At 55.9% G+C, this 24,581-nt stretch carries 23 protein-coding genes, 1 tRNA gene and 2 pseudogenes; 13 read left to right on the top strand and 13 right to left on the bottom strand.

What is annotated here, in order from left to right:
* Positions 1-2 precede the first annotated feature (2 nt).
* The 7 genes from A7Q00_RS03095 to A7Q00_RS12715 form a co-directional block, all read right to left on the bottom strand.
* Positions 3-230 (bottom strand): hypothetical protein, encoded by a 228-nt coding sequence (locus A7Q00_RS03095; protein WP_151086208.1) that lies wholly within the window; start codon positions 228-230, stop codon positions 3-5.
* A 159-nt stretch (positions 231-389) separates the two neighbouring features.
* Positions 390-683, bottom strand: coding sequence for a hypothetical protein (locus A7Q00_RS03100; protein WP_064089175.1), 294 nt, complete (start codon positions 681-683; stop codon positions 390-392).
* Complete coding sequence (locus A7Q00_RS13325) at positions 683-835, bottom strand: hypothetical protein (protein WP_153716906.1); 153 nt, start codon at positions 833-835, stop codon at positions 683-685. The genes A7Q00_RS03100 and A7Q00_RS13325 overlap by 1 nt, the downstream gene beginning before the upstream one ends.
* Before the next feature lie 18 nt (positions 836-853).
* Positions 854-1,744: an AAA family ATPase gene (locus tag A7Q00_RS03105; protein WP_064089176.1), complete on the bottom strand. Its 891-nt coding sequence runs from the start codon at positions 1,742-1,744 to the stop codon at positions 854-856.
* A gap of 66 nt (positions 1,745-1,810) precedes the next feature.
* Complete coding sequence (locus A7Q00_RS03110; RefSeq protein WP_156503711.1) at positions 1,811-3,841, bottom strand: Mu transposase C-terminal domain-containing protein; 2,031 nt, start codon at positions 3,839-3,841, stop codon at positions 1,811-1,813.
* On the bottom strand, positions 3,831-4,310 hold the full coding sequence (locus A7Q00_RS03115) for a hypothetical protein (RefSeq protein ID WP_064089178.1): 480 nt from the start codon (positions 4,308-4,310) through the stop codon (positions 3,831-3,833). Before A7Q00_RS03115 ends, A7Q00_RS03110 begins: the two co-directional genes overlap by 11 nt.
* A gap of 61 nt (positions 4,311-4,371) precedes the next feature.
* Positions 4,372-4,626, bottom strand: a complete 255-nt coding sequence (locus A7Q00_RS12715; RefSeq protein WP_082887721.1) for a helix-turn-helix domain-containing protein — start codon at positions 4,624-4,626, stop codon at positions 4,372-4,374.
* 214 nt (positions 4,627-4,840) lie between these two features.
* On the opposite strand from A7Q00_RS12715, the gene A7Q00_RS03120 reads away from it, so the two are divergent.
* Positions 4,841-5,596, top strand: a complete 756-nt coding sequence (locus tag A7Q00_RS03120; RefSeq protein WP_064089179.1) for an XRE family transcriptional regulator — start codon at positions 4,841-4,843, stop codon at positions 5,594-5,596.
* A gap of 199 nt (positions 5,597-5,795) precedes the next feature.
* Here the strand turns inward: A7Q00_RS03120 and A7Q00_RS03125 are convergent.
* Positions 5,796-6,413, bottom strand: a pseudogene (locus A7Q00_RS03125) (CRISPR-associated endonuclease Cas3''); the annotation flags it as partial.
* Positions 6,414-6,650: 237 nt separating this feature from the next.
* On the opposite strand from A7Q00_RS03125, the pseudogene A7Q00_RS14010 reads away from it, so the two are divergent.
* Positions 6,651-6,809, top strand: a pseudogene (locus A7Q00_RS14010) (IS1595 family transposase); the annotation flags it as partial.
* An 88-nt stretch (positions 6,810-6,897) separates the two neighbouring features.
* On the opposite strand, the gene A7Q00_RS03130 reads toward A7Q00_RS14010, so the two are convergent.
* Entirely contained in the window at positions 6,898-7,536 is a 639-nt protein-coding gene (locus A7Q00_RS03130; RefSeq protein ID WP_064089180.1) for a c-type cytochrome, read from the bottom strand.
* 97 nt (positions 7,537-7,633) lie between these two features.
* Here A7Q00_RS03130 and yihA point away from each other — a divergent pair, with 97 nt between their 5' ends.
* Positions 7,634-8,293 (top strand): ribosome biogenesis GTP-binding protein YihA/YsxC, encoded by a 660-nt coding sequence (yihA, locus tag A7Q00_RS03135; RefSeq protein ID WP_064089181.1) that lies wholly within the window; start codon positions 7,634-7,636, stop codon positions 8,291-8,293.
* A gap of 429 nt (positions 8,294-8,722) precedes the next feature.
* Here yihA and A7Q00_RS03140 read toward each other — a convergent pair whose 3' ends face one another.
* Together A7Q00_RS03140 and A7Q00_RS03145 are read right to left on the bottom strand one after the other, a co-directional pair.
* On the bottom strand, positions 8,723-9,895 hold the full coding sequence (locus tag A7Q00_RS03140; RefSeq protein WP_064089182.1) for an NYN domain-containing protein: 1,173 nt from the start codon (positions 9,893-9,895) through the stop codon (positions 8,723-8,725).
* Positions 9,896-9,953: 58 nt separating this feature from the next.
* The gene (locus A7Q00_RS03145) at positions 9,954-10,598 is read right to left on the bottom strand and encodes an SCO family protein (RefSeq protein ID WP_082887723.1); all 645 of its coding nucleotides are present in this window, start codon (positions 10,596-10,598) and stop codon (positions 9,954-9,956) included.
* 204 nt (positions 10,599-10,802) lie between these two features.
* Here A7Q00_RS03145 and A7Q00_RS03150 point away from each other — a divergent pair.
* Both A7Q00_RS03150 and A7Q00_RS03155 read left to right on the top strand, forming a co-directional pair.
* Positions 10,803-10,887, top strand: a tRNA-Leu gene (locus tag A7Q00_RS03150).
* A gap of 290 nt (positions 10,888-11,177) precedes the next feature.
* On the top strand, positions 11,178-11,558 hold the full coding sequence (locus tag A7Q00_RS03155) for a helix-turn-helix domain-containing protein (RefSeq protein WP_064089184.1): 381 nt from the start codon (positions 11,178-11,180) through the stop codon (positions 11,556-11,558).
* Positions 11,559-13,450: 1,892 nt separating this feature from the next.
* On the opposite strand, the gene A7Q00_RS03160 is transcribed toward A7Q00_RS03155, so the two are convergent.
* Positions 13,451-14,710 carry a LysM peptidoglycan-binding domain-containing protein gene (locus A7Q00_RS03160; protein WP_064089185.1) on the bottom strand — a complete coding sequence of 420 codons (1,260 nt, stop codon included), beginning with the start codon at positions 14,708-14,710 and terminating at the stop codon, positions 13,451-13,453.
* Between the two features lie 174 nt (positions 14,711-14,884).
* Here A7Q00_RS03160 and def point away from each other — a divergent pair, with 174 nt between their 5' ends.
* The 8 genes from def to tilS all read left to right on the top strand — a co-directional run bounded on the left by def (position 14,885) and on the right by tilS (position 24,318).
* Positions 14,885-15,388 (top strand): peptide deformylase, encoded by a 504-nt coding sequence (def, locus tag A7Q00_RS03165; protein WP_064089186.1) that lies wholly within the window; start codon positions 14,885-14,887, stop codon positions 15,386-15,388.
* Between the two features lie 25 nt (positions 15,389-15,413).
* Positions 15,414-16,349 (top strand): methionyl-tRNA formyltransferase, encoded by a 936-nt coding sequence (fmt, locus tag A7Q00_RS03170; protein ID WP_064089187.1) that lies wholly within the window; start codon positions 15,414-15,416, stop codon positions 16,347-16,349.
* Complete coding sequence (gene rsmB, locus A7Q00_RS03175; protein WP_064089188.1) at positions 16,346-17,605, top strand: 16S rRNA (cytosine(967)-C(5))-methyltransferase RsmB; 1,260 nt, start codon at positions 16,346-16,348, stop codon at positions 17,603-17,605. The genes fmt and rsmB overlap by 4 nt, the downstream gene beginning before the upstream one ends.
* Positions 17,568-18,164, top strand: a complete 597-nt coding sequence (locus tag A7Q00_RS03180) for a DUF4390 domain-containing protein (RefSeq protein ID WP_064089189.1) — start codon at positions 17,568-17,570, stop codon at positions 18,162-18,164. Before rsmB ends, A7Q00_RS03180 begins: the two co-directional genes overlap by 38 nt.
* A gap of 9 nt (positions 18,165-18,173) precedes the next feature.
* Complete coding sequence (locus A7Q00_RS03185; RefSeq protein ID WP_064089190.1) at positions 18,174-20,288, top strand: sensor histidine kinase; 2,115 nt, start codon at positions 18,174-18,176, stop codon at positions 20,286-20,288.
* Entirely contained in the window at positions 20,275-21,549 is a 1,275-nt protein-coding gene (locus A7Q00_RS03190) for a sigma-54-dependent transcriptional regulator (protein ID WP_064089191.1), read from the top strand. The genes A7Q00_RS03185 and A7Q00_RS03190 overlap by 14 nt, the downstream gene beginning before the upstream one ends.
* Before the next feature lie 503 nt (positions 21,550-22,052).
* Complete coding sequence (locus A7Q00_RS03195) at positions 22,053-23,012, top strand: acetyl-CoA carboxylase carboxyltransferase subunit alpha (RefSeq protein ID WP_064089192.1); 960 nt, start codon at positions 22,053-22,055, stop codon at positions 23,010-23,012.
* The gene (gene tilS, locus A7Q00_RS03200; RefSeq protein ID WP_064089193.1) at positions 22,990-24,318 is read left to right on the top strand and encodes a tRNA lysidine(34) synthetase TilS; all 1,329 of its coding nucleotides are present in this window, start codon (positions 22,990-22,992) and stop codon (positions 24,316-24,318) included. The genes A7Q00_RS03195 and tilS overlap by 23 nt, the downstream gene beginning before the upstream one ends.
* Here tilS and A7Q00_RS13330 read toward each other — a convergent pair.
* Positions 24,311-24,502 carry a hypothetical protein gene (locus A7Q00_RS13330; protein ID WP_156503712.1) on the bottom strand — a complete coding sequence of 64 codons (192 nt, stop codon included), beginning with the start codon at positions 24,500-24,502 and terminating at the stop codon, positions 24,311-24,313. The two genes, tilS and A7Q00_RS13330, sit on opposite strands and share 8 nt — an antisense overlap.
* Positions 24,503-24,581: the final 79 nt, after the last annotated feature.

The raw sequence follows: 24,581 nt of genomic DNA on the forward strand, positions 1-24,581 counted from the left end.
TTCTAAGCTCCTAACTTCTTCATCATCTCATCACGCCTTTTTTGCGCCGCTGCGCCGATGGCTTGATAGTGTTTGCAAGCCACAGCCTTGCGTGACCAATAGCGGCTGATTTCGCCTTTGGCGCAGGGCGCAAAGCCAAACCTCAACATCGGCGTCGGCCTAGGCTCTTCGTCTTTCCCCGGCTCGCTGGTTTTCCAGTGGCGGCAGCGGTAGCAGGTTGGTTCGGTCATTTTCAGGTAGCCTTTATCCGCCATACCTTTTCCGTTTTGCTGCTGCCTGTTCGGCTTGTTCTGCCTGACGCGCCTTGCGCTGCAATATCCGACGTTCCATCAATTGCAACTTAAATTCCTCATCGCTCAAGTTGTAGCCTCGTCTAATCGGTCGCCTAATCATGGTTTTACCCTTTCGGTTTCAGGTAGCCTGTCGGAGATGGGCTCATATACGATGCCGCTCATCCGTTCTTGGTCGCTCATGCGGCTGTAGGCCGCTTCCCATTGCGTTGCTTCGCGGTCGGCCTGCTGTTGCAGGGCGGCCATGCGGTCGGTTGCCGGCTCGGTCTGTACCAGCACCCTGTTTGCTGCCGGCTGCGGGGTGCAGCTGCCGGTCATGGCGGCATAAGCCAGCGCAATCAGTGTGCCCACCATCCAGCGCCGCAGCGCCGGTTTTAAGCTGTCTTGCCACATTATTTCCTCCCGTCTTTGATGCCGCGGAGTACAAGCTCAATAGCCCAGCCCACCCCGAAACCCACAATCGCAATGGCAAAGGCCAAAGTGAGCGCCGCGCCTATCACGCTGCCGAAATTAGCTTGGTTAAACCATGTCCAAAATTCACACATTTTTCATCTCCTCTTTGCTTAGTGAATCAACATCTCGGCAAACTGCCGTACCATTTCCACGGAGGGTGCCTGCCTGTTAATCCGGGCAAGCCGCACCACGCCGCGCAGCATCTTGTCCAGCCGGCGTGCGTTGCCTGCGGCGGTGCGCACCAGCTCGGCGGCAGCCTCCTCATCCATATCCGGCATCGCTTGGGCCACAATCTGCGCCAAATCTTCATCCGGCACGCTCTCGCCCAAGTCCAATTTAAAGGCCATGCGGCTGTAGAGCTGTTTCAATTCGCCGTTTTTGCCGCGCAGGTTCACCAGCAGGCGCGGCATCCCGGCCAACACCAAGCCGCAGCCGGTTTTGTCGTGCACGCGGCGCAGGCATTCCAGCGCCCGCAGCGGCAGGTTTTCCGCTTCATCCACCAAGATAATGCGGCCGCTGTCGCGCAATCGACCCACCACCGAATCCATCAGCTCGTTCAGGCTGCCTTTGCCCTCTGCGCCAAGCATGGCGGCCAGCTTTTGCAGCAGCACTTTGGCGGTATAGGTCGGATCGGTCTCAATCATCAGCGCGTCGGGTGCCTGTTTGCAGTATTCGCGCAGCGAGCTGGTTTTGCCCAAGCCGGCCTGTCCGAACAGCACCACTGCTTCGCCTTCCACATGTGCCAACCGCAGCACATCGCGCACCCGCTTGGCTGTTGTCGTCAGCACATAGTCCACCTCCAGCTTTCTTTCGGCTTCGCGCTCGCGCTGCTTTTGCAGATAGGCGGCAATCTTGCGTTCGATTTCCTGCACATTGCCCGGGTATTTGCCGTGCAGGTATTGGTTCACCACGGGCGAGGTAACGCCCACGGCACGCGCCACCGCCGATTGCGAGAGGCCGTTATCGCTGATATAGTCTTGTAAATCCTGTCTGATGCTCATCTTTAAAATCCTTTTAAAAAGGGGTTTCAGGGTTTTCAGGTAGCCTGTTGCCGCAGGCTGCCTGTTTTACTTCGCTTGCTGCCGCTCCCATTCGTCGCGGTCGCTTTCAAACATAAAAATCTGAGGTTTTTTCGCCGGTACGGGTTCGTAGTTCCCATTGCCAACCAGCAGGCCAAAATCGGGCTGGTGCTCGATGGCCGGGCGGGTTTCTTCTTTCGCCAGCCGGATGGTGTTTTCCGCGCGTTTGATGCGGCCTTTGGCACGCTTTTCCGCCAGCTGGTCGCGCACCGTAATCGGCATGGCCGCGCGTTTGTTGCCGTCCACCTTGGCTTTGCACACAAAGCTGCCGTCCATCTTGTACACATACACCCACTCGGCATCGTCGTAGTCGTAAGCCACCCGCACGTCTTCGCCGTGCAGCTCGGCCAAGTCGGTCGAAAAATACACATTGCCAAACAGCTCAATCTGCCCGCGTGCCGCCTTGCGCACTTCCTGCGGCCTAAACAGCACGTCCAGCTCCGCTTCGGCCAGCAGGTCGGGGGCGAGGTTTTCCTGCTGCATCCGCAGGTCGCGGTATTGCAGCGGGGTGTAGTGCACGCCCTCGGCGTTTCTCGGTAGCTCGCTGTGCGGCCGGTTGTTGTAATCTGCAATACACTGCATCACATCCGCCATAAACTGCTGCCAGCTCGGCAGCTTGGCCTTGTAGCGCTGCTGCTCGGGTGTCAATTCCTTGCCCTGTCGCCATGCGTTAAACGCGCTGTCCATCTTGCGGTAGAGCAGGTTTTGCGTGCTCCGATCCATGCTGGAGCCGGTAAAGGTTTCGTATTGCGCGGCCAGCCGGATCAGGTTGTCTTGCCACCATCTTTCGATGATGCCTCGACCCTGTGGGTTGCCCGGCAGGCCGGTTTCATGGTGGATGCCCAGCCGGGCGGTTAAGCCGGTGATTTCATGGTCGATGGTTTTGCCGGTTTGGCCGCCGCCGTTGTCGGAGTAGTACATCAGCGGCACGCCGTTGTGCTTGATGCCGATACGCAGCGCATCCGCCACCGCCACACAGCTCTCGGCGAGCGAAAAGCTAAACCCCACCACCATGCGCGTGCAGCCGTCGATAATCACAGTCACCTCGGGCTTAAACGGCTGGCCGTGAATCGGGTGCTGCACCTTGGCTTTAAAGCTGTGGCCGTCGCCGATCCACACATCATTTGGCCGTAAAGCCTGCCAGTCGCGCCGGATATAGGGCAGCAGCGATTTGTAGGCCGCACCCGTCATCCGCCCGCGCTGCTGCATAATCTGCGGCAGCCTTTTCCACACCCGCCGCACCGTATCGAGGCTTGGCAGCTCGTAGCCCGGCTGCGCGGCCAGCCAGCCTTTGGCAAATTCCTGATAGCTGTGCGCCAACTTCGGGGCGCTCGGGCGGCAGTGGTGCGCCATAAAGTCGGCCAGCCAGGCAATCTGCACCACCGGCGTCTCTTTTTTGGTCGGGCGCGGTGCCAAGGCAGCCAGCCGCTCGTTGGGTGAAGTGGCGGCACGGTAGGCCGCTACCCAGCCTTTCAGGGTGCGCACACTGATGCCGCGTTGGTTGTTTGCGCGGGCATTGGCCACCGGCACCAAATAAGCCAGCGATTCCGATAACTGCCCACTTTCCACCTGCCGCACCACAAACTGCACCGCATCCGTAATCCCAAAGCCGGTTACCTCATGCAGCCGCAATACCTCCGCCGCCAGAGCCATCCGCGCATGGGCGCAGTCGCGCTGCTTGTCGTTCAAACCCATCGCATAGTCGTCAATCGGCAAACCCAACTGCTCCATCCGCCGCACCGCCACCGGCCGCTTGGCCTTGGCCACGCTCGGCAGCACCGCCGGCTGTGATTGCGCCAGCAACTGCTCTGCCTGCCGTTCCCGCACTGCCGCTTGGATTTCTTCAGGTAGCCCGGAGAGCACAAACTTTTTCAGCCGCCCGCCGCGCCCTTGCCCTTTGATGTATTCAAACGGCCAGCCGTCGCGTTTCGCCATATGCTCAATTCCCTGTTTGCTTTTTGGCAGGATTGGCAGCGCCATTTCGGCCAATTGGGCGGAGCTCACCAATTCACTCATCATCCTCATCCTCAAAATTCAGCTCGGGGTTTTCGGCTTTTTTCACGTTCTCCCGTTGGTAGGCCAGCACGGCTAGCACATTGGTCAGCGCTTCGATGGTTTCGTCCACCCCGCTGCCGTCTTCATGCCATTTGGCCAACAATGCCAAAGCCGCTGCCGTTTGGCTCTGCACCTGCGCCATATCCGCCGCTTTGCCCTTACGCCCGCGCGGGATTTCAATCACCACCCTATCTCCATGCAGCACACTCAAATATTCGCTGATAAAGCGGCTGCCTGTTAGCGCTTCAAACTGGGCTATCCGGTTGAGCGGCAAGGTGTTATCCAACAACCAGCGGTAATAGGTTTTAAGCTCCACACCCATCAAGTCGGCCATTACCTTGGAGGGCAGCCGCCGCTCCTTGGCATGGCGCTTAGCCAGCTCAATCGCATGGTCTAGTGAGGTGGCTTTCGCCTGTCGTCTGATGGTTCTCATGGTAAAAATTTGCTGCGTGGGAATTTAAATGCGTGATTTTTTTGCTTAATTAACCTACAATTCAGGCATTCGCTACTTTTCGTAGCGTTGGTCGGAAGTTTCGAGCAGCGTAGCGCTGCGGCCAAATATCTTCCGGTTTCATGCCTAAAGCATTAGCAATAATCCGCTCTGCTTTTGGATAGGGCATTGATAAAGCACTCTTTAAGGTATTTGGGCTCAGTCCATTGGCGATGGATAGGGCGCGTAACGACCAGCCTACTTTTTTGAGCGCAGCAACCACATCCGCGCGATGCCAGTCTGCTGTATTTTTTTGCATTTCGATTACCTCCTTTTGCTTAACTTGTTTGCTTAACTGATGGATATAATACTAAACAAAAGGATTCAATTCAATCCTTTTGTTTAGAAATTTTCTAAGATTTTGGATAGTTTTCGTTATGCTTTTGTTTATATACGGATTATTTTTAAAACAAAAGTAGCCCGTTTTTGGTTAGGTGCTTGTTTAGTCCCTCTGGTTCTAAACAAAAGGATATATGAATACACTTAAGGATAGGCTGGCACTACTCTGGCCGGAAAAATCAACCAGCGAAATTGCTGACAAGATAGGGATGTCTTACGTTGGGTTGTCTAAAGTTTTTAGTAAGGACACCTTACCGAAAGCAGATACCCTATTGAAAATCCATGAAGTATCAGGATGTGATTTGAAATGGCTGATGACTGGGGAAGGTGTGCCATTCCCCAAAGAAGCGGCGGCAGGCGGTAACCAAGAGTTGCACGAGCCTGTCGCGGGCTATAATGCAAAATGGATCGCCCAAAGTATCCAGACTGCCCCGGAGGTGCGGGATACGCTCGGTAATCCCGTGGATTTGAGCGAATTCGTCTTTATTCCCCGCTACAACGTCCGAGCTTCTGCCGGCAACGGCTTCCCGGTGGGCAATGAGGAGCCTTTGTTCCCGATGGCCTTCCGCCGTTTTTGGATTGAACACTATTTAAATGCCGACCCCAAAGACTTATCGGTAATCAAAGTGCGTGGCGATTCGATGGAGCCAGTGCTGTGCAACAACGACAATATCTTGGTTAATCACGCCAAGCGTAAGCCCGGCAATGGTTTGTTTGTTGTCCGCATCGGCGGCGAGCTGGTCGTTAAATACACGCAAATCATGCCCGGCAGCAAGCTCCTGCTCAAATCTGCCAATGAGATATATGAGCCTTTCGAACTGGATGTAGCCGAGCCGGATGCCGATGTCGAGATTATCGGCCGCGTGGAGTGGTTCGGCCGTCAGGTTTAAAACCTTTTAAAACCCTTTTAAAAGGTACTCAATTCCCGTTTATTCTGGTGCAAAAGATAACGCATTTTTTATCAAACTAAAGCAAAAGCTGGTGCAAGTTTTTTCTCGCACCAGCTTCGCTCAAATCCGCACCTGATAAAGTTTTCCGCCGTTTTTTGCCTCCGGTCATCCCAGTGCAAAAATAACCACCTCCCCACATTAGATCGGGATAACCGCCGCGCTCGACACCTTTGTTTTCTAGGTTTAAATAAAAGGCTTCGGTGTCGAGATAATCGGCATCCACCAAGCAGGAATAGAGCATTCGGGTGAAGAAGGCGTAGGAGAAAAAAGGATGATGCGCGTCGGCTTTGAGTGGCGGTGCGGACAGGTTTTGAGGGAGCTTGATTTCTTGTTGCCACAAGTTATCGAGAGCGGGAATATCTGCGCCGAATTGCAAAGCCAAACGCTGTTTCAATGTGCGGCGGTTATCACCTTCACCGCTCCCGTTGGCTAGCCCTGCATGATGCCCCGCAATGCAAAACGCCATCAGCTTGCCGATAACACCTCCCCAATGCTCGACTGCAATTTTCGCTCCGGCAGTGGAATGATCCACAAATTTTATCTCTCCTTCTAAACGCTTTTGAAAGAGTAAACTGTATTTCCCCGCGTCATGAAGCTGTCCGGCATGGCGGGCAATTTCCTGCGCATCAAATACCTGGGCAAACTCCGCCGCTATTTTCCCAACATTGACTAAATGACTTTGCAAGATTTGCCAATGTTCATAAGGCAAGAGATTGCCGAGTTCGTCTTGCGCGGAATGGGCGTAGTAAGTTGTCATCTAAATCCCCTTGGGTATTTTCACAGCTGGGTTATTTCTGTTTTCTGCCGTATATATACTGCGGTTGTCCGTTTGTTTTGCGAGCTTGGAGGATATAGCGTGAAATTATGATTTTTAACCATTTATCATTATGATTAAACACCATTCTATCAAATATTACCAATCAATTATCAAGAAATATAAAGAAATGTTATTGAAGTAACTATCTTAGATAGGAAAGAGCTTTTAAGTATAGGAAATATTAGCAATATTGAGAATTTCTAGAATCGGGAAAAAGATGCCTTGCACAAATACGACGGAATTGGCTGCAAATCTTTCCCGATGTTCTTACAGGAATGCGGATTCCGGTTTAACTTCGACACGTGGTACCAACAGCCTAAAATTTTGTTGAGTTGATGTGGAATTTAAGGCTGATCTAAGTACAACCCCAAAAAACAATCCGGCCGTATCCTTTGCAGAATACGGCCGGGTGGAATGATACGACTTATTGCAAGCCTTGAATAAAGTTGCCCACGGCATCCATTTCTTCGTTACTCATGCGTTTGGCAATATCGCCCATTATTGAATTGGTGCGTTGGCCGCTTTGGTAGGAGCGGAGTTGATCCACCACATAAGACTTGTGCTGGCCTGCCAGGCGTGGGTAGGCTACTGCGCCGTCTTTCTGGGTTTGGTTGCCCGGAATACCTGCGCCGCCGGGGCCGTGGCACGACATACAGGCTGGTAAGCCTTTGGCCGGCAAGCCGCCGCGGAAAATGCGCGCCCCCAGTTCCGGATTTTCTTTCGGGTTGCTTTCGCCGGATTTCGGAATCTGACGGTTGAGGTAGGCAGCGGCATCGGAGATGTCTTTATCGCTCAAGTTCTGCACCTGCGGGCGCATGGTAACGGCTGCGCCGGTGTTGCGGTTGCCATTTTTGATGGCCAGGGTTTGCTGGATGATGTAGGCGGGGTGTTGGGCAGATAGGCGCGGATAGGTGGCGATATTGGTGTTGCCGTCTGCGCCGTGGCAGGCAGCGCACACTGTATCAACCACCCGCTTGCCGTTGGTCATATCGGCGGCGGGCGGTGTGGCCAAGGTGAAGCCGGAAACGGCCAGCAGAAGGCCGGCCAGGGTAGTGTGTTTCATGTATATGCTCCAAATCGGCGAGGCAGGAAGCCGCCGCCCAATACTCTGTTTTTATAAACGTGGTATTCTATACCAAATTTTACTTTTTGTTCTAGCCATGCCGCTTTTTAAAAACGCCAAATTTTATACCACCGTTAATCACTTAAAAGACCTGCCCAACACTCCTGCCGAAATTGCCTTCGTGGGGCGCAGCAACGCCGGCAAATCGAGCGCCATCAATGCGCTCACCGGCCACACCCGCCTGGCTTACGTTTCCAAAACCCCGGGCCGTACCCAGCATATCAACTTCTTCAGTCTATCCAACGGGCACTATATGGTGGATTTGCCCGGCTACGGCTACGCCCAAGTGCCCGAAGCCGTGCGCGCGCATTGGGTGCAGCTGCTTGGGGGCTACCTGCAAACCCGCGCCCAGCTCATCGGGCTGGTATTGGTGATGGATGCGCGTCATCCGCTCAAAGAGCTGGACAAACAAATGCTGGATTTTTTTGCCAGCACCGGCAAACCCGTACATATTTTGTTATCGAAAGCCGACAAACTTTCCAAAAACGAGCAGATTAAGACCCTCGCTGCCGTACGTCGTGCCCTCCAACCTTTTACCACACGGCAGGCAGTGAGCGTACAACTGTTTTCCAGCCTGAAAAAACAGGGCACGGAGGAAGTGGATGCCGTGGTGGCCGCATGGTTTGCGCAATGGGAAGCAGAGCATGCGCTACCGGGAAACGAACAAACCGCCGCAAATGAAGAAGAGGCTACCTGAAAACCACGCAGCCGCAATCCTTTCGAAAAGAGGCCTTTTACAACGGCATCTCAACGGATTACAAGTAACTTGGTTTAACTTTGATAGTTTCAGGTAGCCTGATATGTAGAAATCAACAGCGTTATTTACACTTTCGGCTTTTGCTGGAAGACCTGATTAAGCAGCTATCCGACATTATCAAGAATGTAGATAGACACGGGAAACCCGCTCTGTTCTTGGTGATGATGGGTAGCTGCTTAAGAATTATTTAAGTATAGTGAATTAACAAAAACCAGTACAGCGTTGGCTCGCCTTGCCGTACTATCTGTACTGTCTGCGGCTCGCCGCCTTGTCCTGATTTTTGGTAATCCACTATAAAACAAAAGCTGCCCATCTTAGAATAAAGTGCAGATAATGCGACGATTCCCTACCACCTTGGATTGGTTGGGATTATTCGTTTTTCACGATAAAGGCTTTGTTGATGCGGATACGTTCGCCGCGCCCGGCTTTTTTGATTTCCACCCAGTCGCTGTAGATGGAGTGGATGAGATCGCGGCCGTTGGCACAGCCGTATTGGATGGGGTCAATGGCGGCGGGAAGCTGTTTGACAACGTCGCCCAGCCGTGCCCAACCGTCGGGGTCGGCGGTGGCTTGGATGGCCTGCTGCACGGCGGGGATGAGCTTGGTGAAGGAGGGTTTGGCGGCTTTGGATGGGCCGCCTTCGGCTTTGGCGGGCTGGGGTTTGCGTTTGGCGGATTTGCCTTCGGCGGGCTGGTCGTTTTGCTGGCGCGGTTCGCTTGGGTTGAGGCGGGTTTCGCTCCGTTCGTTTTGGCTTTGCCGCGCTTCGCGTTGCTCGTTTGGGTTTTCAGGTAGCCTTTCGGGGCGGGTTTCGGTTTTGCGGCGTACTTGGAGTTGGTTGTTGTCGGTGCGGTGTTCGAAGATGTCGAAGGATTTGATGAGGTCGGAGAGTTTGCCGTAGCCGTAGAGGCGGGAGTCGAAATCGGGGTTGATTTTGTTGATGTAGCTGCCGATGGGGCCGAGGTTGGCCCAGCCGAGGTCGTCGGCGTTTTCGCGCACGGCGCGTTTGAGCAGGGGCAGGGCGTCGGGTGTGTTGTTGCTTTCTTCGGCGGCGGGGGTGGGGGCTTTGCCGTTGCCGCGCTCTTTGTTGGCGCGCTGTTTTTCGGGCAGGAAGATTTCGGTGTAGATGAATTTGTCGCAGGCTTTGCGGAAGGCGGTGGGGGTTTTCTTTTCGCCGAAGCCGTATACGGTGAGCCCGCTTTCACGCAGGCGGCTGGCGAGGCGGGTGAAGTCGGAATCGCTGGATACGATGCAGAAGCCGTCGAAATTGCCGCTGTAGAGCAAGTCCATGGCGTCAATTACCAAGGCCATGTCGGTGGCGTTTTTGCCTTTGGTGTAGGCAAATTGCTGCACGGGGATGATGGCGTGCGGCAGGAGGGCGGCTTTCCATTTGGAGAGGCCGTGGCTCCAGTCGCCATAAATGCGTTTCACGCTGGCGATGCCGTATTTGGCGATTTCTTCGAGCAGGCGGTCGATGATGTCGGCGGGGGCGTTGTCGGCATCGATGAGGACGGCGAGGCGGGCTTGTTGGTCGTTTTTCTGCATGGTGTTTGGTTTCTTGGTTGGGGCTACCTGAAAAATGGTTTTCAGGTAGCCTTTGGTGTTAAGGCTGTTGGTTTAACAGGGTTTTGAGGTCTTCTGCCAGCTGGGTGGCGGTTTGACCGAAGGGCTCCATCACCACGGTGCGTCCTTGGCGGTTGATGAGGAAGGTGGCGCTGCTGTGGTCTACGCTGTAAAAGCCGTTGGGCTGCGGCGGCTGTTTTGCAGCAGTAGCACCATAGAGCTTCATCACGGCTTGGGTTTCGGCTTCGCCGCCGTCGGCGCTGGTGAGCCCGATAAAGCTGGGGTTAAAGGCGGGCACGTAGCGCGCCAAGAGCTCGGGGCGATCGCGTGCGGGGTCGACGGAAACAAACAGGAGCTGCACCGCTGCGGCCTGCTCGGGCGGCAGCTGGGCAATGGCCTGGGCGTAGGTGAGCAGGTGGGTGGGGCACACGTCGGGACAGTGAGTGTAGCCGAACACGAGCACCACGACCTTGCCACGAAAATCGCTCAAGGATACGGAGCGGCCGTTGTGGCTGGTGAGGGTGAAATCGCCGCCGATGGGGTCTTGGCTGATGTCTGTGCCGTGAAACCGGGCGGCCGGGGCGGCAGAAACTTGGGATGCTGCCGATTCGGGCGCGGCAGACGGCTCGGAAGGGCAGCCGGCCAGAAGCAGGAGAGTAGAAAAAAGGAGGATAGGTATGCGCATGCGATGCATTATATATTAAGCGCAAATAGGAATTCCACCGCTATACGGGAAGAGATTTCTGCCAGCCAAAAGACAATACGGCAAGATTGAGTTACAGCTTTATTCCCATTTAAAACATTATGTTGAACAATAAATCGAAACATAGCCTGATAAAAAACTTTACAAATACAGAAAAATGCCTATAATACTATCTCTTCATCACCTGCCCAGGTGGCGAAATTGGTAGACGCAGGGGACTCAAAATCCCCCGCCGCAAGGTGTGTCGGTTCGAGTCCGACCCTGGGCACCACACTATAAAAAATAACCGCTTTCGAGCGGTTATTTTTTTGTCTAATACCGTCTAATGCCGTAAACCAAATCCAATAACCACGGGGCTTACAGGCCGATTGCTATTCTGCTTACCCCCTCCTGAATATCCAATCCCGCCTATTGCCGTGTAATTGAGTAAAGCGAAAACTGGGGGTATATTTGGGGGCATCTGAAAATACCCCCGAAAACATACCCCCAAAAATGCCCCTGAATGACCGCCAAATCAGGAACGCCAATCCGCCTACAAACACTAAGCACAGAAAGGTAAGCATGAACATCCAAATCATCCACGGCGAAAACGGCCGCCCGCAATTTGCCGTTATCAGCATCGAAGACCTGAACCGTTTGGCAAAAGGCGAAATCGAAATAGACGAAGAAGGCGAAATCTGGCAGTCCATCCCCATAGAGGCAGGCGAATTTGACGACATCACGCAGCCGCATGAAATCGTATCCATCCGCATTGATAAAAACGTGGGCAACATGGCCGCATGGCGCATCTACCGCCAAATGACCCAAAGCGAAGCCGCCGCGCAAGCAGGCATCACACAGGCCGCCCTGAGCCAAATCGAGAAAAGCAGAAACCCGCAGCGCAAAACGCGGGAGCTGTTTGCCAAAATCTACCAATGCCAGCCGGAGCAACTGGCCGAATAGGCTACCTGAAACCCGACACCAGCCGCCGCGCTGGTGTTTTGCATTCCCCGGTAGTTCGGATTGAAATCCGAGAGCCGGATTTATTTCCGTAACCCGGATTTATTTCCGAGCTTCAATATCAGGTTTACCCGTGCTGTAATGACAGGTTTTGACAAGTTTGCAGCAACCGGAGCGGCGGCAGAATCCCCGATTGCCACCCCCGAAAAATAGGGGCAGCTTGTGTGTTATACAGTAACGGATTCATTCAAAAAAAATTAATTCTTGTACTTCAAAAACTGAAGTAATTAAGCCGCCATTACTTCAATTTCTGAAGCAACGCTTGCCTAAAAAATGGGCAATTACTTCAGAAACTGAAGTAGTCAGGCCATTTTTGGCCTTCGAGTTACTTCAATTTCTGAAGTCCTATATATAAGCCATATATACCCCCATTTTTTCTTTCACCCTCTTGCACAAAATATAGGCAGAAACACACAGGCGGCACACGGCGGAAAATTTCGGGCTACCTGAAAACTTTTCACCTGATAAATTTTCGGGTAGGCAGGTAATGGGAAAACCAACCTTGGCACACGGAAGCAAACCACCTGAAAACTTGGGGGTGGGAACACCCGGCGGCCATCCCCTGCCGACCCATCCCTTGCAGACTATCTGCCCTGCATGAGCCCTGCCCCTGCCGACACCCGCAGGCCGCCCGAACGAGAGCAGCCGCGCCGGGCTACCTGAAGCAGGGCTGGCCGCATACCTGCCCCAAACCCTGCCCCAAACCCTGCCCGCTTCCTTGCCTGCCCTACCGCCCGATAACTGCCAAGCTGCCCGACACCAGCCCCCAAGTTTGGGGCTTCCCTACGCATAAAGCCCTTGCAGGCCACCAACGGCACAACACAACCCTTCGGCGTGCGTTTTTGAACCTTCGGCGTGCGTTTCCCACATGACCGTGTGAAAATCCTACGGGCATAGGAAATTCCTACGCCTGAATTATCGGAACGATATAAAAAGGGCGCGCCCCCCGTTTCAAACCTTGCCGCAATCTTACCGTTGCCATCTGCCAAACAAACCAATCCACCCCCTACCGACCGGAAGTAGAAAAGCAGCGGCAGCGCATACTAAAAAACCAGCAAGCGCAGAAATGCCCCTATTTTGCGCTTTAACGCGATTTATACCCCCACAGGCTCCTTGCCTATCCCGATACATCAAACGCAATCCTAGCGCATCCTAGACCACCTAGCGCACGTTTTGGGATATTCCGCAGGGCGAAGGCGGCAGGATTCCTGAAAATCAGAACGGGGCAAGGCCTGTTTCCCTGCCCTCCTGCCGTCCCAAGTTTGTTTTTTCAGGCAAGGCATCGGCAGGCAGCCCCACCCCTTGCCGTTTGCCGCCCACTCCCCGACACCAGCCCCGCGCCATGCAACCAATTAAACCCGCCTTGCCGAACCGCGCTTGCAAAACAACCCCACGAAAGCCCGGTTTGAAACATCAATCCCATGCAATACCCCAACCTGCCGGATTTTGCACGTGCAGAATTTGCACCTTCGGAATGCGGGCATCGCGCGTGCGAGGCAAGGGGAAAGATTTTGACTTGTGCAAAATGGGGGTATATTTGGGGGTATATTGGAATATTTAGAAAATAAAACTTTTAATAAACAGCTAATAAAAATCCTAGTTCGTGTTTGACCCTGCCCACAAACCGCTTCTCAAGCGGTTATTTTTGTTTCTACGTATCCATAAAATCTAGACCTAACGGGTAAACAGGCTGATAAAATGCGCTGACAGACAGCTTATCCCACCTACCAGCCGAAACTCTAATATCTACCATCCACCAATACAAAATTACACCTACAGCAAAAAGGCTACCTGAATTTTCAGGTAGCCTTTGATTCAATCACTTTTCTTCACGCTTAGCGGGTCGGATCGATATTGCTGCGTAAGTCGTATTGGTGATGTTCGTATTCATACGGGCCTTGCGGATCGTTGGGTGCATGGCGGTATTGATGACCCATATCATCCAAATCATGGCCAGGCTCGGTGGCCAAATTACCTATTGACACGTTGCCGACAGATTCCAGCACGATAGCGGAAGAAACATGCTCACCAACGTTATATACCATGGCCAGACCAATTTCTTCAGCCGGAATGCTCACATATTTCACAGCCGGGCTCGGATTAATATCGGTGCGCACTTGGCGGCTTTGACGGTACAGACTAAGCACTGTGCCTTTATCCAAACCATCAGCAGAACCTTTGTTCAGAATAATGGTACTGAACTGACCGGCTTCGCTGATACCATCCAACACATCCACTACGCGGGCGCGTACTTGGTTTTCCGGTTCATGCGGCATCATATTGAAGGCATTTTCCTCACCGTTATAGCGCAATAGGTAGTCGCCCTGGCGAATTTCAGCCACTTGCTCACGAATCTGCAATGCCTGTGCGGTTTCAGTCGGCACTTTTACCAACGGATGACGGCGGGTGTAGTATTGGTTATCCGGCAAGGCTTGGCGGTCACGTTCGGAACGCTCAGCCAAAGCGGTGCTGGTTACAGGCAGAGTAGCCAGCTTGCCGCTGAAGGTTACCAACTGACCGATGAATTTACCGGTTTCCGGATCGATAATGTCTTTAACCGGGCGGTAAACCAAATATTCTCCCGGCTCGGTAACACCGTAGGCATACACTCGATCACCCAAGGAGTACATGGTTTTGCCTTCCGGGCCAGCAATGATGCGCGGTGCATCTTGGGTGGTGCGGCGGGCAATCACCTGCGGATGTTTCATGAACATACGGTAGTAGTTCAGATTGAGGGTAGAGATACCATAACCGGAAGAAGTTTCGCGCACACGCGGCTGCAGTTTAACGGTGGGGATACCGCCGGCGTTGTCTATACGCAAGCGCGGCTGGCCGTTTACATAGTGCAACACCAGCACTTGGCCCGGATAAATCAGATGGGGGTTACGGATGGTGCGGCGGTTAGCGCCCCACAGCTGCGGCCATTTCCACGGACGATAAAGGTATCTGCCAGAAATACCCCACAAAGTATCGCCGGTACGCACGGTGTAGCGTGCGGGAGCGTTGGGGCGAACACGCAGAGGGCCGGCCTCGGCGGGCAATGCAGAAACAGTCAAGCCAATGGCGCAAAGCAAGGTTATAATATGTTTTCTCATGAGAGAGTTTCCCTTTAGGATTAACGAACCTGATAACGCTTTATTTACGTTGTTGTTGATGAAATTAACGGAATCATAGAACATTTTAGGTATCTTGCGCCAGTATTCAGGCGAAAAAACCGTTACAACTGCAACAAGAACGTATCATCTATACACACTTAAGAGAGAAATCAAATGGCCTTACTGAACATTTTGCGCTATCCCGACCCCCGCCTGAACCTGGTGGCCAAACCGGTAGAACAGGTGGACGAGCGCATCAAACAACTGGTGGCCGACATGGCCGAAACCATGTACGAAGCAAAGGGCATCGGCCTGGCCGCCACTCAGGTGGACGTGCACGAGCGCGTGGTGGTGATGGACTTGTCCGAAAGCCGCGACCAGCTGCAAGTGCTGATTAACCCTGTGATTCTGGAGAAAGACGGCGAAACCGTGTATGAAGAAGGCTGCCTTTCCGTGCCGGGCGTATACGACAAAGTAACCCGCGCCGAAAGCATCGTAGCCGAAGCACTGGACATCGACGGCCAGCCCTACACCATCCGTGCCGACGGCCTGCAGGCAATCTGCATCCAGCACGAAATCGACCACCTCGACGGCAAAGTTTTCGTGCAATACCTGTCGCGCCTGAAGCAGGAGCGCATCAAAACCAAGATGAAGAAACTCGACAAACACACGCTCTAACCCGAGCAAGAGGCTACCTGAAACCATGATTCGCAAAGTTATTTTTGCCGGCACCCCCGATTTCGCCGCCACCGCCCTGCGCGCCATTGCCCGGGCCGGCTTCGACATCCCGCTGGTGCTCACCCAGCCCGACCGCCCCAAAGGGCGCGGCATGAAGCTGCAAGCTTCGCCCGTCAAAGAAACCGCGCTCGAACTCGGTTTTCAGGTAGCCCAACCCGAAAGCCTGAAAAGCGAGTCTGCACAAGAAATGCTGCGCGCTGTGGAAGCCGACGTCATGGTGGTGGCCGCCTACGGCCTGCTGCTGCCGCAAACCATGCTCGACATCCCGCGCCACGGCTGCCTCAACATCCACGCCTCGCTGCTGCCGCGCTGGCGCGGTGCCGCACCCATCCAGCGCACTATTGAAGCGGGCGATAGCGAAACCGGCATCTGCATCATGCAAATGGACGCCGGGCTCGACACCGGTGCCGTTATCAGCCGCCATCCCTGCCCGATTCTCCCCAATGACAACGCTCAAACCCTGCACGACAAACTGGCCGAAATCGGCGCACGCGCCATTGTTGCCGATTTGCAACACTATTCTCAACGCAATGCCCAGCCCCAGCCCGAACACGGCATTACTTACGCCCACAAATTAAGCAAAGCCGATGCCCAAATCGATTGGACACAGCCTGCCGAAGCCATCGAACGCCGCATCCGTGCCTTCAACCCCGTGCCCGGCGCCTGGTGCGACTACCACGGCAAACCGCTGAAAATCTGGGCTGCACAAGCCTGCCCGGCCAATGGCGCAGTGGGCAGCGTGTTGCAAGCCGATAAAAACGGTATTCAGGTAGCCTGTGGCAGCGGCTCACTGCTGATTCAAACCCTTCAGCCCGCCGGCAGCGCCCGCATGGAAGCCGCCGCCTTTCTGGCCGGCCACCCTGTCGCCGTCGGCAGCCGATTCGGAGCGGAAAACACATGAGCCTGGCCAACATACAAACCCTCGCCGCCCACAGCGTGGCCGCCGTCGAAGCCGGGCGCAACCTGTCCGACGTGCTGGCCGAAATCTGGCGCGACCACCCGCAGCTCTCCGCCCAAGAACGTGGCGCGCTGCAAGATATTGCCTACGGCTGCCAACGTTTTTCAGGTAGCCTGCGCGCCCTGCTCGGCCTGATGCTGAACAAACCCCTGCCTCGCGCCGACATCCGCAGCCTGATATTGGCCGCCCTCTATCAGCTCGCCTACAGCCGCAACGCTGCCCATGCCGTGGTAAACGAAGCCGTGCGCGCCGCCGGCAAAATCGGCAAAGGCCAATACAAAGCCCTCACCAACGCCCTGCTCCGCCGCTTCCTGCGCGAGCGCGACAGCCTGATGCAGCAGGCGCAGCAAAGCCCGGAAGGCCGCCACAACCTGCCCGACTGGTGGCTCGAACGGCTGCAGCAAGACTACCCCGAACACTGGCTGCAAATCACCGAAGTCTTCAATAGCCATCCACCGATGACCCTGCGCATCAACCGTCGGCATACCGATGCGGAAGGCTACCTGAAAATCCTGGCCGAACACGGTATGCAGGCCGAAATTCTCGGCAGCCACGCTGTGATGCTGGCCGCGCCCGTACCCGTATCCGCCCTGCCGCTGTTTGCCGAAGGCGCCGTATCCGTACAGGATTGGGGCGCACAACAGGCCGCCGCTTGGCTCAACGTGCAAAACGGCGAACGCGTACTCGATGCCTGCGCCGCGCCCGGCGGCAAAAGCGGCCACCTGCTCGAATGGGCAGACTGCAAACTGACCGCCATCGACATCGACCCCGCCCGCCTACAACAAGTACGCGACAACCTCAACCGCCTCGGCCTGAGTGCCGAGCTGCACACAGCCGACGCACGGCAATGGGCTTCGTGTTATGATGGCTCCCTGTTCGACGCCGTGTTGGCCGACGTGCCCTGCACCGCCTCGGGCGTTGCTCGCCGCCATCCTGACATCAAATGGCTGCGCCGGCCTCAAGATGCCGGAAGCACCGCCGCCCAGCAAACCGGCCTGCTCGATGCCCTGTGGCGCACGCTCAAACCCGGCGGCAGGATACTCCTCTCCACCTGCTCGCTGTTTGCCGAAGAAAACGGCAGCCAGCTGCAAGCCTTTTTGCAACGCCACCCCGACGCCGCCTGCACCCGCAGCGAAACCCTATTACCCACCCCGCACCAAGATGGCTTCTATTACGCGCTTATCCGAAAAACTGCTTAGCCTGCTCGCCTGCTGCCTGCTGGCTTTTGCAGCCGTAGGCGTGCGGGCAGAGGGCATCAACGTTACCCGTTCCAGCGCCACGCTCACCGCAGACGGCCGCCTGTCGGTAAACAGCCGCTTCCAAACCGAGCTGCCCGGCCAGCTTCAGGTAGCCCTCAAACAAGGCGTGCCGCTTAATTTCCAACTCAGCTACCGCCTGCAATCGCCCACCCTGGCCGCCTACCGCTGGCGGCTCGGCCAGCTGGTCGGCTCGGCGCAAACCATCAACTACAAACTCGCCTACCACCCGCTCACCGACCGCTACCGCGTCAGCGTCGGCTCATTTTCCACCGAATACGGCACCCTGCCCACCGCGCTGAAAGCCGTCGGCGCGGTAGCCAACTGGCAAGTGCTCGACAAGGGCACACTCTCCGACACCGCTCCCGCCGACGTGGCGGCCGACATCCGCTTGAGCCTGAGCATCAGCGATTTGCCGCGCCCCTTCCAAATCAACGGCGAAACCTCGAAGAGCTGGCAGCTCGATTCCGGCTGGCGCAAACTGCTCATCAGCCAGCAATAAAGGGAAACCATGCGCCGTCTGCTCACCTTCATCGCTGTTTTGGGCATGCTCGCCCTGTATGTGCTGGCGCTCGCCACCGGCCACGCCAGCAAGCTGGCGCAGTATTTTTGGTGGATTCTCACCTTCAGCGCCGCCCTCTTAGGCATTCTGCTCACCATCCTCATCTCCCAGCTGTGGAAACTCTGGCTCGACCGGCGCAGGCGGGTGTTCGGCTCGCAAACCGCCATCCGCTTGGCCAAAATGTTTATGCTGGTAGCCATCCTGCCCGGTCTGTTCCTGTTCGGCGTGTCGGCCCAGTTTATTTCCCACAGCATCGACTCCTGGTTCGGCAACGAAACCGAAGAGGCGTTGGAACGCAGCCTGAATCTGAGCAAATCCGCGCTGGATTTGGCTCTGGATACCTCGGTGCGTAAGGCTGCCGCCGTTCAGGTAGCCTTAATCGGCGAAATGTCGTTGCAACAAGATGCAAAGCAGGCTCTGGGGCAACTCTCCGCCAACAGCGGTTTCGACCAACTCGCGCTCTACGACAGCAAAACCTTAAGCCCTGCCGCCGAATACCGCGAGCCTGATGCCGACAAATTGCCGCCGCCCGAACTCACGCGCGATATTCTCGAACAAGTGAAAACCACCGGCAGCGCCCGCAGCGTGGCCAACGTTGGCCACACGCTCTACGCTCAAGGCTGGCTTGCCCTGCCCGAATTGCACGGCCAGCACTATATTTTGTTCTTCCGCCAACCGGTGCAGAAACAAGTGGCCGACGACGTTACCCTGATTGAAGCCGCCCGCGCCCGCTACGCCGAAATCAGCTATGCCAAGCAAGGCCTGCAAACCTTCTTCCTGTTCACCCTCTTGATGGCCACCCTGCTGGCTATTCTGCTCGCGCTGGTGATTGCCCTGTTTTTCGCCCAACGCTTCACCGCGCCGATTCTCTCTTTGGCTGCCGGTGCACGCTCCGTAGCGCAGGGCGATTATTCGCAGCAGCTGGCCGTATACCGCAACGACGAGCTCGGCCGCCTCACCACCCTGTTCAACCACATGATCGCCGAGCTCAACGCCTCCCATATCCGCCAGGAGGCCGCCCGCCACTATCTCGAATGCGTACTCTCCAGTCTGACCAGCGGCGTGGTTACACTTGACGACCAAGGCTACCTGAAAGCCTGCAACAGCAGTGCCGGACAAATCCTGATGTTTGATTTGGCCGCCTGCCGGGAAATCAGCGTGTACGAATGGCATAAAATCGGCGTGGCCGAAGCGCTGGCCGCCCAAATGCTGCTTGCCATCCTCCCTACTGTCAACAGCGACAAACCCGTGCAGCTCACCTATGCCGCCCCTGACGAATCCCGCATTTTGCTGGGTAAGGCCACCCGCCTACCCGAAGACAATGGCGCCGGCACCGTGCTCGTGTTCGACGACGTAACCACACTGGTGCAGGCGCAGAAAGAAGCTGCCTGGGGCGAAGTGGCCCAGCGCTTGGCGCACGAAATCCGCAACCCACTCACCCCCATCCAGCTTTCCGCCGAGCGCCTGGCCTGGAAGCTCGACGGCAAGCTGGACGACAAAGACGCCGCCATGCTAGAGCGCGCCACCAACACCATCGTCAACCAGGTGGCTGCCATGAAAGACATGGTTGAAGCCTTCCGCAACTACGCCAAAGCGCCGAAACTCAAGTTGGAACGTATCGATTTAAACATTTTGGCTGCCGAGCTCTTGGTGCTGTATGAGGGCTCAAATTGTACATTTGAAGCGGATTTCAGTAATATAGAAGCCGTGGTCGAAGCCGATGCCGGCGCCATGCGCCAGGTGTTGCACAATATTTTGAAAAACGGTGTCGAAGCTGCCGCTGCAGACGAACAGCCGAAAGTGTTCATCCAAACGGCGGTGCAAGATGATAAAGTGCTGCTAAATATTTGCAATAACGGAAAAAGTTTCAGCGAAGACATGCTTCTCCACGCCTTCGACCCCTACGTTACCGACAAACCCGGCGGCACCGGTTTGGGCTTGCCGGTGGTGAAAAAAATCATTGAAGAGCACAAAGGCCGCATCTCGCTGGCCAACCGCCCGGAAGGCGGGGCTTGTGTGAAAATAACTTTACCCCTACTGATGGAAAACGATGCGCAGCAGTGATATTTTGATTGTAGATGATGAAGTGGGCATCCGCGATTTGCTGTCGGAAATCCTGCAAGACGAAGGCTATTCGGTTACCCTGGCCGAAAATGCCGAAGAAGCCCGCCAACTTCGAAACCAAACCCGCCCCGCCATGGTGTTGCTGGACATTTGGATGCCTGATTGCGACGGCATTACCCTGCTCAAAGAGTGGGCCAAATCCGGCCAGCTCAACATGCCCGTGGTGATGATGAGTGGCCACGCCAGTATCGACACCGCCGTGGAAGCCACCAAAATCGGCGCGCTGGATTTCTTGGAAAAACCCATCGCCCTGCAAAAGCTTTTGGCTGCCGTAGAACGCGCCTTCAAGCACAGCGCCATGCAGGCCTCATCCACCATGTCACTGGACAAACTCGGCACCAGCGAAGCCGTGAAGCAGCTCAACCAGCAGCTCGAACGCGCCGCCCGCACCCAAGCCCCCGTGCTGCTCTCCGGTGAGCCCGGCTCCCCCTTCGAACTGGTGGCGCACTACTTCCAAACCGGCAACGCCCCCTGGGTGGAACCCGGCAAAATCGAACAAATCAGCAGCAGCCCCATCGAATTGCTGCAAAAAGCCAGCAACGGCGTACTCTATCTGGGCGACATCGCCCAATACGGCAAAAGCATCCAGCAAGGTATCCTCTTCCTCTTGGGCAAGGCCGACCGCTACAACGTGCGCATCATCTGCGCCTGCAGCCAGCCGGTGCAGGAAATGCTCACCAGCCCGGATTACGACAGCCGCCTGCTCAACAGTCTCTCGTCCATCATGGTCAGCATCCCGCCCTTGCGCAGCCAGCCGGAAGACATTGTTTTCTTGGTAGAGCAGCTGATTCAAGAGTTTTCCGAAAGCCGCAAAACCGCCGTCAAATTCAACACCGCCGCCCTGAATGCCCTGCGCCAATACGACTGGCCGGGCAACTTCGAGCAGTTGCGCAGCGTGGTGAAAAGCATCGTGCTCACCGCCGAAAGCAAAGAAATCGGTTTGGAAAACGTGCAGGCCGTGCTTAGCCAATTCACGCTCAACCAACCCTCCGAACTGGTGGGCGGCTTCAACTTCGACCTGCCCCTGCGCGAATTGCGCGAAGATTTGGAACGCCGCTATTTCGAATACCACATCGCCCAAGAAGGGCACAACATGAGCAAAGTGGCGCAGAAAGTCGGCCTTGAGCGCACCCACCTGTACCGCAAGCTCAAACAACTCGGCATCCAATTCTCCCGCCGAGGCAGCAACGACAACAAATAGCTCCGCCCAATCAGGCTACCTGAAAACTCATCCAACGGTTTTCAGGTAGCCTGTAGCATTATTTGGCAGCTGCCCTATCCGCAACATCCCCAACTAGGCTACCTGAAAACACCGCTTAGAAATCAAAACCAGGTTCAGCAAAAAACCGGGCTGTTGAAAAGCTAAAACCAGCCGGACCAACGTTTATAAACATAACAAAAATTAGCAAAAGCCCCGATACAACAAAACAGTTAGCTACTTTAAAGGCTACCTGAAACCAACCCGGCCCAATAAAAATCAGCCGCAATATCTGCACAAATTGCGCATCTTAGCGTATCATTGCGGCGGTTCAGACCGCAAAGTAATGTTAAGAAACCGTCTCCACGCTACAGCTATAGATAAAACACTCTTTCATAAGCCGCAGCCAACCCATGCGGTGGGGAATCAAGTGTTTTAGCCCCCAAGCGCGCTTAGCTTGGGCTGCTTCCACCCATCGGCAGCAGCCGCAACAAGGAAACAGACACATGAAACAGATTTTTCTCGATTTCGAACAGCCCATTGCCGAACTGGTGCAGAAAATAGAAGAGCTGCGCTTCGTGCAAAATGACTCGGTATTGGATATTTCCGAAGAAATCGAACGCCTGCAAAAGAAAAGCAACGAGCTCACCAAAAACATTTTTGCCAAGCTCACTCCCGCGCAGATTATGCAGGTTTCGCGCCATCCGCAGCGCCCCTACACCCTTGATTACATCGAAGCGCTGTGCACCGATTTTGAAGAGCTGCACGGCGACCGCCACTATGCCGACGACTACGCCATCGTGGGTGGGCTGGCCAAGTTTGAAGGCCGGAGCGTAGTGGTCATCGGCCATCAGAAAGGCCGCGACACCAAGGCCAAAATCCGCCGCAATTTCGGTATGCCCCGCCCCGAAGGCTACCGCAAAGCCCTGCGCCTGATGAAGATGGGGGAGAAATTCGGCCTGCCCGTGCTCACCTTCATCGACACCCCCGGCGCCTATCCCGGCATCGGCGCCGAAGAGCGCGGCCAATCCGAAGCCATCGGCCGCAATCTGTATGAGCTCACCCGCCTGCGCGTGCCCGTTATCTGCACCGTCATCGGCGAAGGCGGCTCCGGCGGCGCACTGGCCATTGCCGTGGGCGATGCCGTGAACATGCTGCAATACGCCACCTATTCCGTGATTTCGCCCGAAGGCTGCGCTTCCATTTTGTGGAAAACCGCCGAAAAAGCCGCCGATGCCGCGCAAGCCCTGGGCATCACGGCCAAGCGACTGAAGAGCCTCGAGCTGATCGACCAAATCATCGCCGAGCCCTTGGGCGGCGCCCACCGCGATTACGAAACCGTGATGAACAACGTGCGCAAAACCATCCGCCAGCAGCTGGCCGATTTAGAACACCAGCCGGTAGATCAGCTGCTGGCCAAACGTTTCGACCGCATCATGGCCTATGGAAAATTCACCGACAATTAATCCCCTGCGGCAACACCTTGCCCAACAATGGCCGGCGCCAAACGCCGGCCGTTTTGCCGTGGAAGTCGGTTTCAGTGGCGGGCTCGATTCCGTGGTTTTGCTGCACCTGTTGTGCAGCCTCCGCAACGAATTGCCGCTGGAATTGAGCGCGGTGCACGTCCACCACGGCCTCGACGCCCCCGCCGACCAATGGGCGGAATTCTGCCGCGAATGCTGCGCACAATGGCAGGTGCCGCTGCGCATAGAGCGCGTACAGGTTCAATTCGGCAAGCTCGGGCTGGAAGCCGCCGCCCGTGCCGAACGTTACCGCTGCTTCGCCCAAAGCCGCGCCGATGCCGTCGCCCTCGCCCACCATGCCGACGACCAGGCCGAAACCCTGCTGCTGGCCGCCCTGCGCGGCGGCGGGCTGCGAGCACTTTCCGCCATGCCCGCCCTGCGGGCACTGAACAAACGCGTCAGCCTGTGGCGCCCCCTTTTAGCCGTTCCCCGCGCCGAGCTGCTCGCCTACGCCCAAGCGCACAAGCTGGCATGGGTGGAAGACAGCAGCAACGCCGACACCGCCCTGCTGCGCAACTGGCTGCGCCGCGAAGCCCTGCCCCCGTGGCAAGAGCGCGTGCCGCACCTCACCCGCCAACTGCTCGCCACCGTCGGCCGCCTGCAACACGACTTGGCGCTATTGGAAGACTACGGCCAAACCGAACACAACAGCCTGTATGACGCAGCCGGCCGTTTTCAGGTAGCCTCTTGGCGGCAGCTTCCCCCCTTACGGCAAACCCACCAGCTGCACCTATTCGCCCGCAACCACCGCCTCGGCAGTCCTCGCACCGACAGCGTGCGCCAATTCGCCGTCACCCTCGCCAATCCTGCCGTGCGGCAAGCACAATGGCCGCTGCCGCACGGCCGCGCCATCCTCTACGCCGGCTGCCTGTTTCCCGTTCCCGCCGAATGGTGCGCCGGCAAACTGCTTGCCCAACCCGAGTGGCAACCCGCCGCCCACGGGCTACCTGAAAACCTGATTCAGCCCGACAGCGGCATCTGGCGCACCCCGCAACCTAGCGATACCCTGCCCATGCCGCACGGCCGCAAAAAAATCAGCCGCCTGCTACAGGAAAAAAAAGTGCCTCCCTTCATGCGCGCCCTATGGCCGCTGTGGGTGCACGAACAACACGGCTGCCTCGCCGCTGCCAACCTGCAAACCCATTGCCGCCTCTCCGTGCCGAACGGCTGGCAGGCGCAGGCGGAAGATTTGAACCCCTTTATTTTGTCCGGCAGCGGCTTGGATAACGGAATAAAGAATTTCAGGTAGCCTTTGCATACCACGGCAGGCTACCTGAAAACCACTTCTTATCTTGCTGCAGAAACTTTTCAGGTAGCCTGATTTCATCATGCCAGGCATCAATACCCAATCCACTACCATCGGCACAATGCTTTTCAGGTAGCCTACTAAGGCTACCTGAAATTCTTCCAAACCATCGTGGATTATTTGCCAATCAGGCTGCTTTTCGGGTTACGCCTGCAGCCACTCCAACCAACAAAGCCGATATCTTTTCAGGTAGCCCGCAAGGCTAC

The sequence above is a fragment of the Eikenella halliae genome, from assembly GCF_001648475.1.
Lineage (GTDB): Bacteria > Pseudomonadota > Gammaproteobacteria > Burkholderiales > Neisseriaceae > Eikenella > Eikenella halliae.

Coding starts and splice junctions, on each gene's coding strand:
- A7Q00_RS03095 (WP_151086208.1), bottom strand. CDS start 230: ATGACCGAACCAACCTGCTACCGCTGCCGCCACTGGAAAACCAGCGAG.
- A7Q00_RS03100 (WP_064089175.1), bottom strand. CDS start 683: ATGTGGCAAGACAGCTTAAAACCGGCGCTGCGGCGCTGGATGGTGGGC.
- A7Q00_RS13325 (WP_153716906.1), bottom strand. CDS start 835: ATGTGTGAATTTTGGACATGGTTTAACCAAGCTAATTTCGGCAGCGTG.
- A7Q00_RS03105 (WP_064089176.1), bottom strand. CDS start 1,744: ATGAGCATCAGACAGGATTTACAAGACTATATCAGCGATAACGGCCTC.
- A7Q00_RS03110 (WP_156503711.1), bottom strand. CDS start 3,841: ATGATGAGTGAATTGGTGAGCTCCGCCCAATTGGCCGAAATGGCGCTG.
- A7Q00_RS03115 (WP_064089178.1), bottom strand. CDS start 4,310: ATGAGAACCATCAGACGACAGGCGAAAGCCACCTCACTAGACCATGCG.
- A7Q00_RS12715 (WP_082887721.1), bottom strand. CDS start 4,626: ATGCAAAAAAATACAGCAGACTGGCATCGCGCGGATGTGGTTGCTGCG.
- A7Q00_RS03120 (WP_064089179.1), top strand. CDS start 4,841: ATGAATACACTTAAGGATAGGCTGGCACTACTCTGGCCGGAAAAATCA.
- A7Q00_RS03130 (WP_064089180.1), bottom strand. CDS start 7,536: ATGAAACACACTACCCTGGCCGGCCTTCTGCTGGCCGTTTCCGGCTTC.
- yihA (WP_064089181.1), top strand. CDS start 7,634: ATGCCGCTTTTTAAAAACGCCAAATTTTATACCACCGTTAATCACTTA.
- A7Q00_RS03140 (WP_064089182.1), bottom strand. CDS start 9,895: ATGCAGAAAAACGACCAACAAGCCCGCCTCGCCGTCCTCATCGATGCC.
- A7Q00_RS03145 (WP_082887723.1), bottom strand. CDS start 10,598: ATGCGCATACCTATCCTCCTTTTTTCTACTCTCCTGCTTCTGGCCGGC.
- A7Q00_RS03155 (WP_064089184.1), top strand. CDS start 11,178: ATGAACATCCAAATCATCCACGGCGAAAACGGCCGCCCGCAATTTGCC.
- A7Q00_RS03160 (WP_064089185.1), bottom strand. CDS start 14,710: ATGAGAAAACATATTATAACCTTGCTTTGCGCCATTGGCTTGACTGTT.
- def (WP_064089186.1), top strand. CDS start 14,885: ATGGCCTTACTGAACATTTTGCGCTATCCCGACCCCCGCCTGAACCTG.
- fmt (WP_064089187.1), top strand. CDS start 15,414: ATGATTCGCAAAGTTATTTTTGCCGGCACCCCCGATTTCGCCGCCACC.
- rsmB (WP_064089188.1), top strand. CDS start 16,346: ATGAGCCTGGCCAACATACAAACCCTCGCCGCCCACAGCGTGGCCGCC.
- A7Q00_RS03180 (WP_064089189.1), top strand. CDS start 17,568: ATGGCTTCTATTACGCGCTTATCCGAAAAACTGCTTAGCCTGCTCGCC.
- A7Q00_RS03185 (WP_064089190.1), top strand. CDS start 18,174: ATGCGCCGTCTGCTCACCTTCATCGCTGTTTTGGGCATGCTCGCCCTG.
- A7Q00_RS03190 (WP_064089191.1), top strand. CDS start 20,275: ATGCGCAGCAGTGATATTTTGATTGTAGATGATGAAGTGGGCATCCGC.
- A7Q00_RS03195 (WP_064089192.1), top strand. CDS start 22,053: ATGAAACAGATTTTTCTCGATTTCGAACAGCCCATTGCCGAACTGGTG.
- tilS (WP_064089193.1), top strand. CDS start 22,990: ATGGAAAATTCACCGACAATTAATCCCCTGCGGCAACACCTTGCCCAA.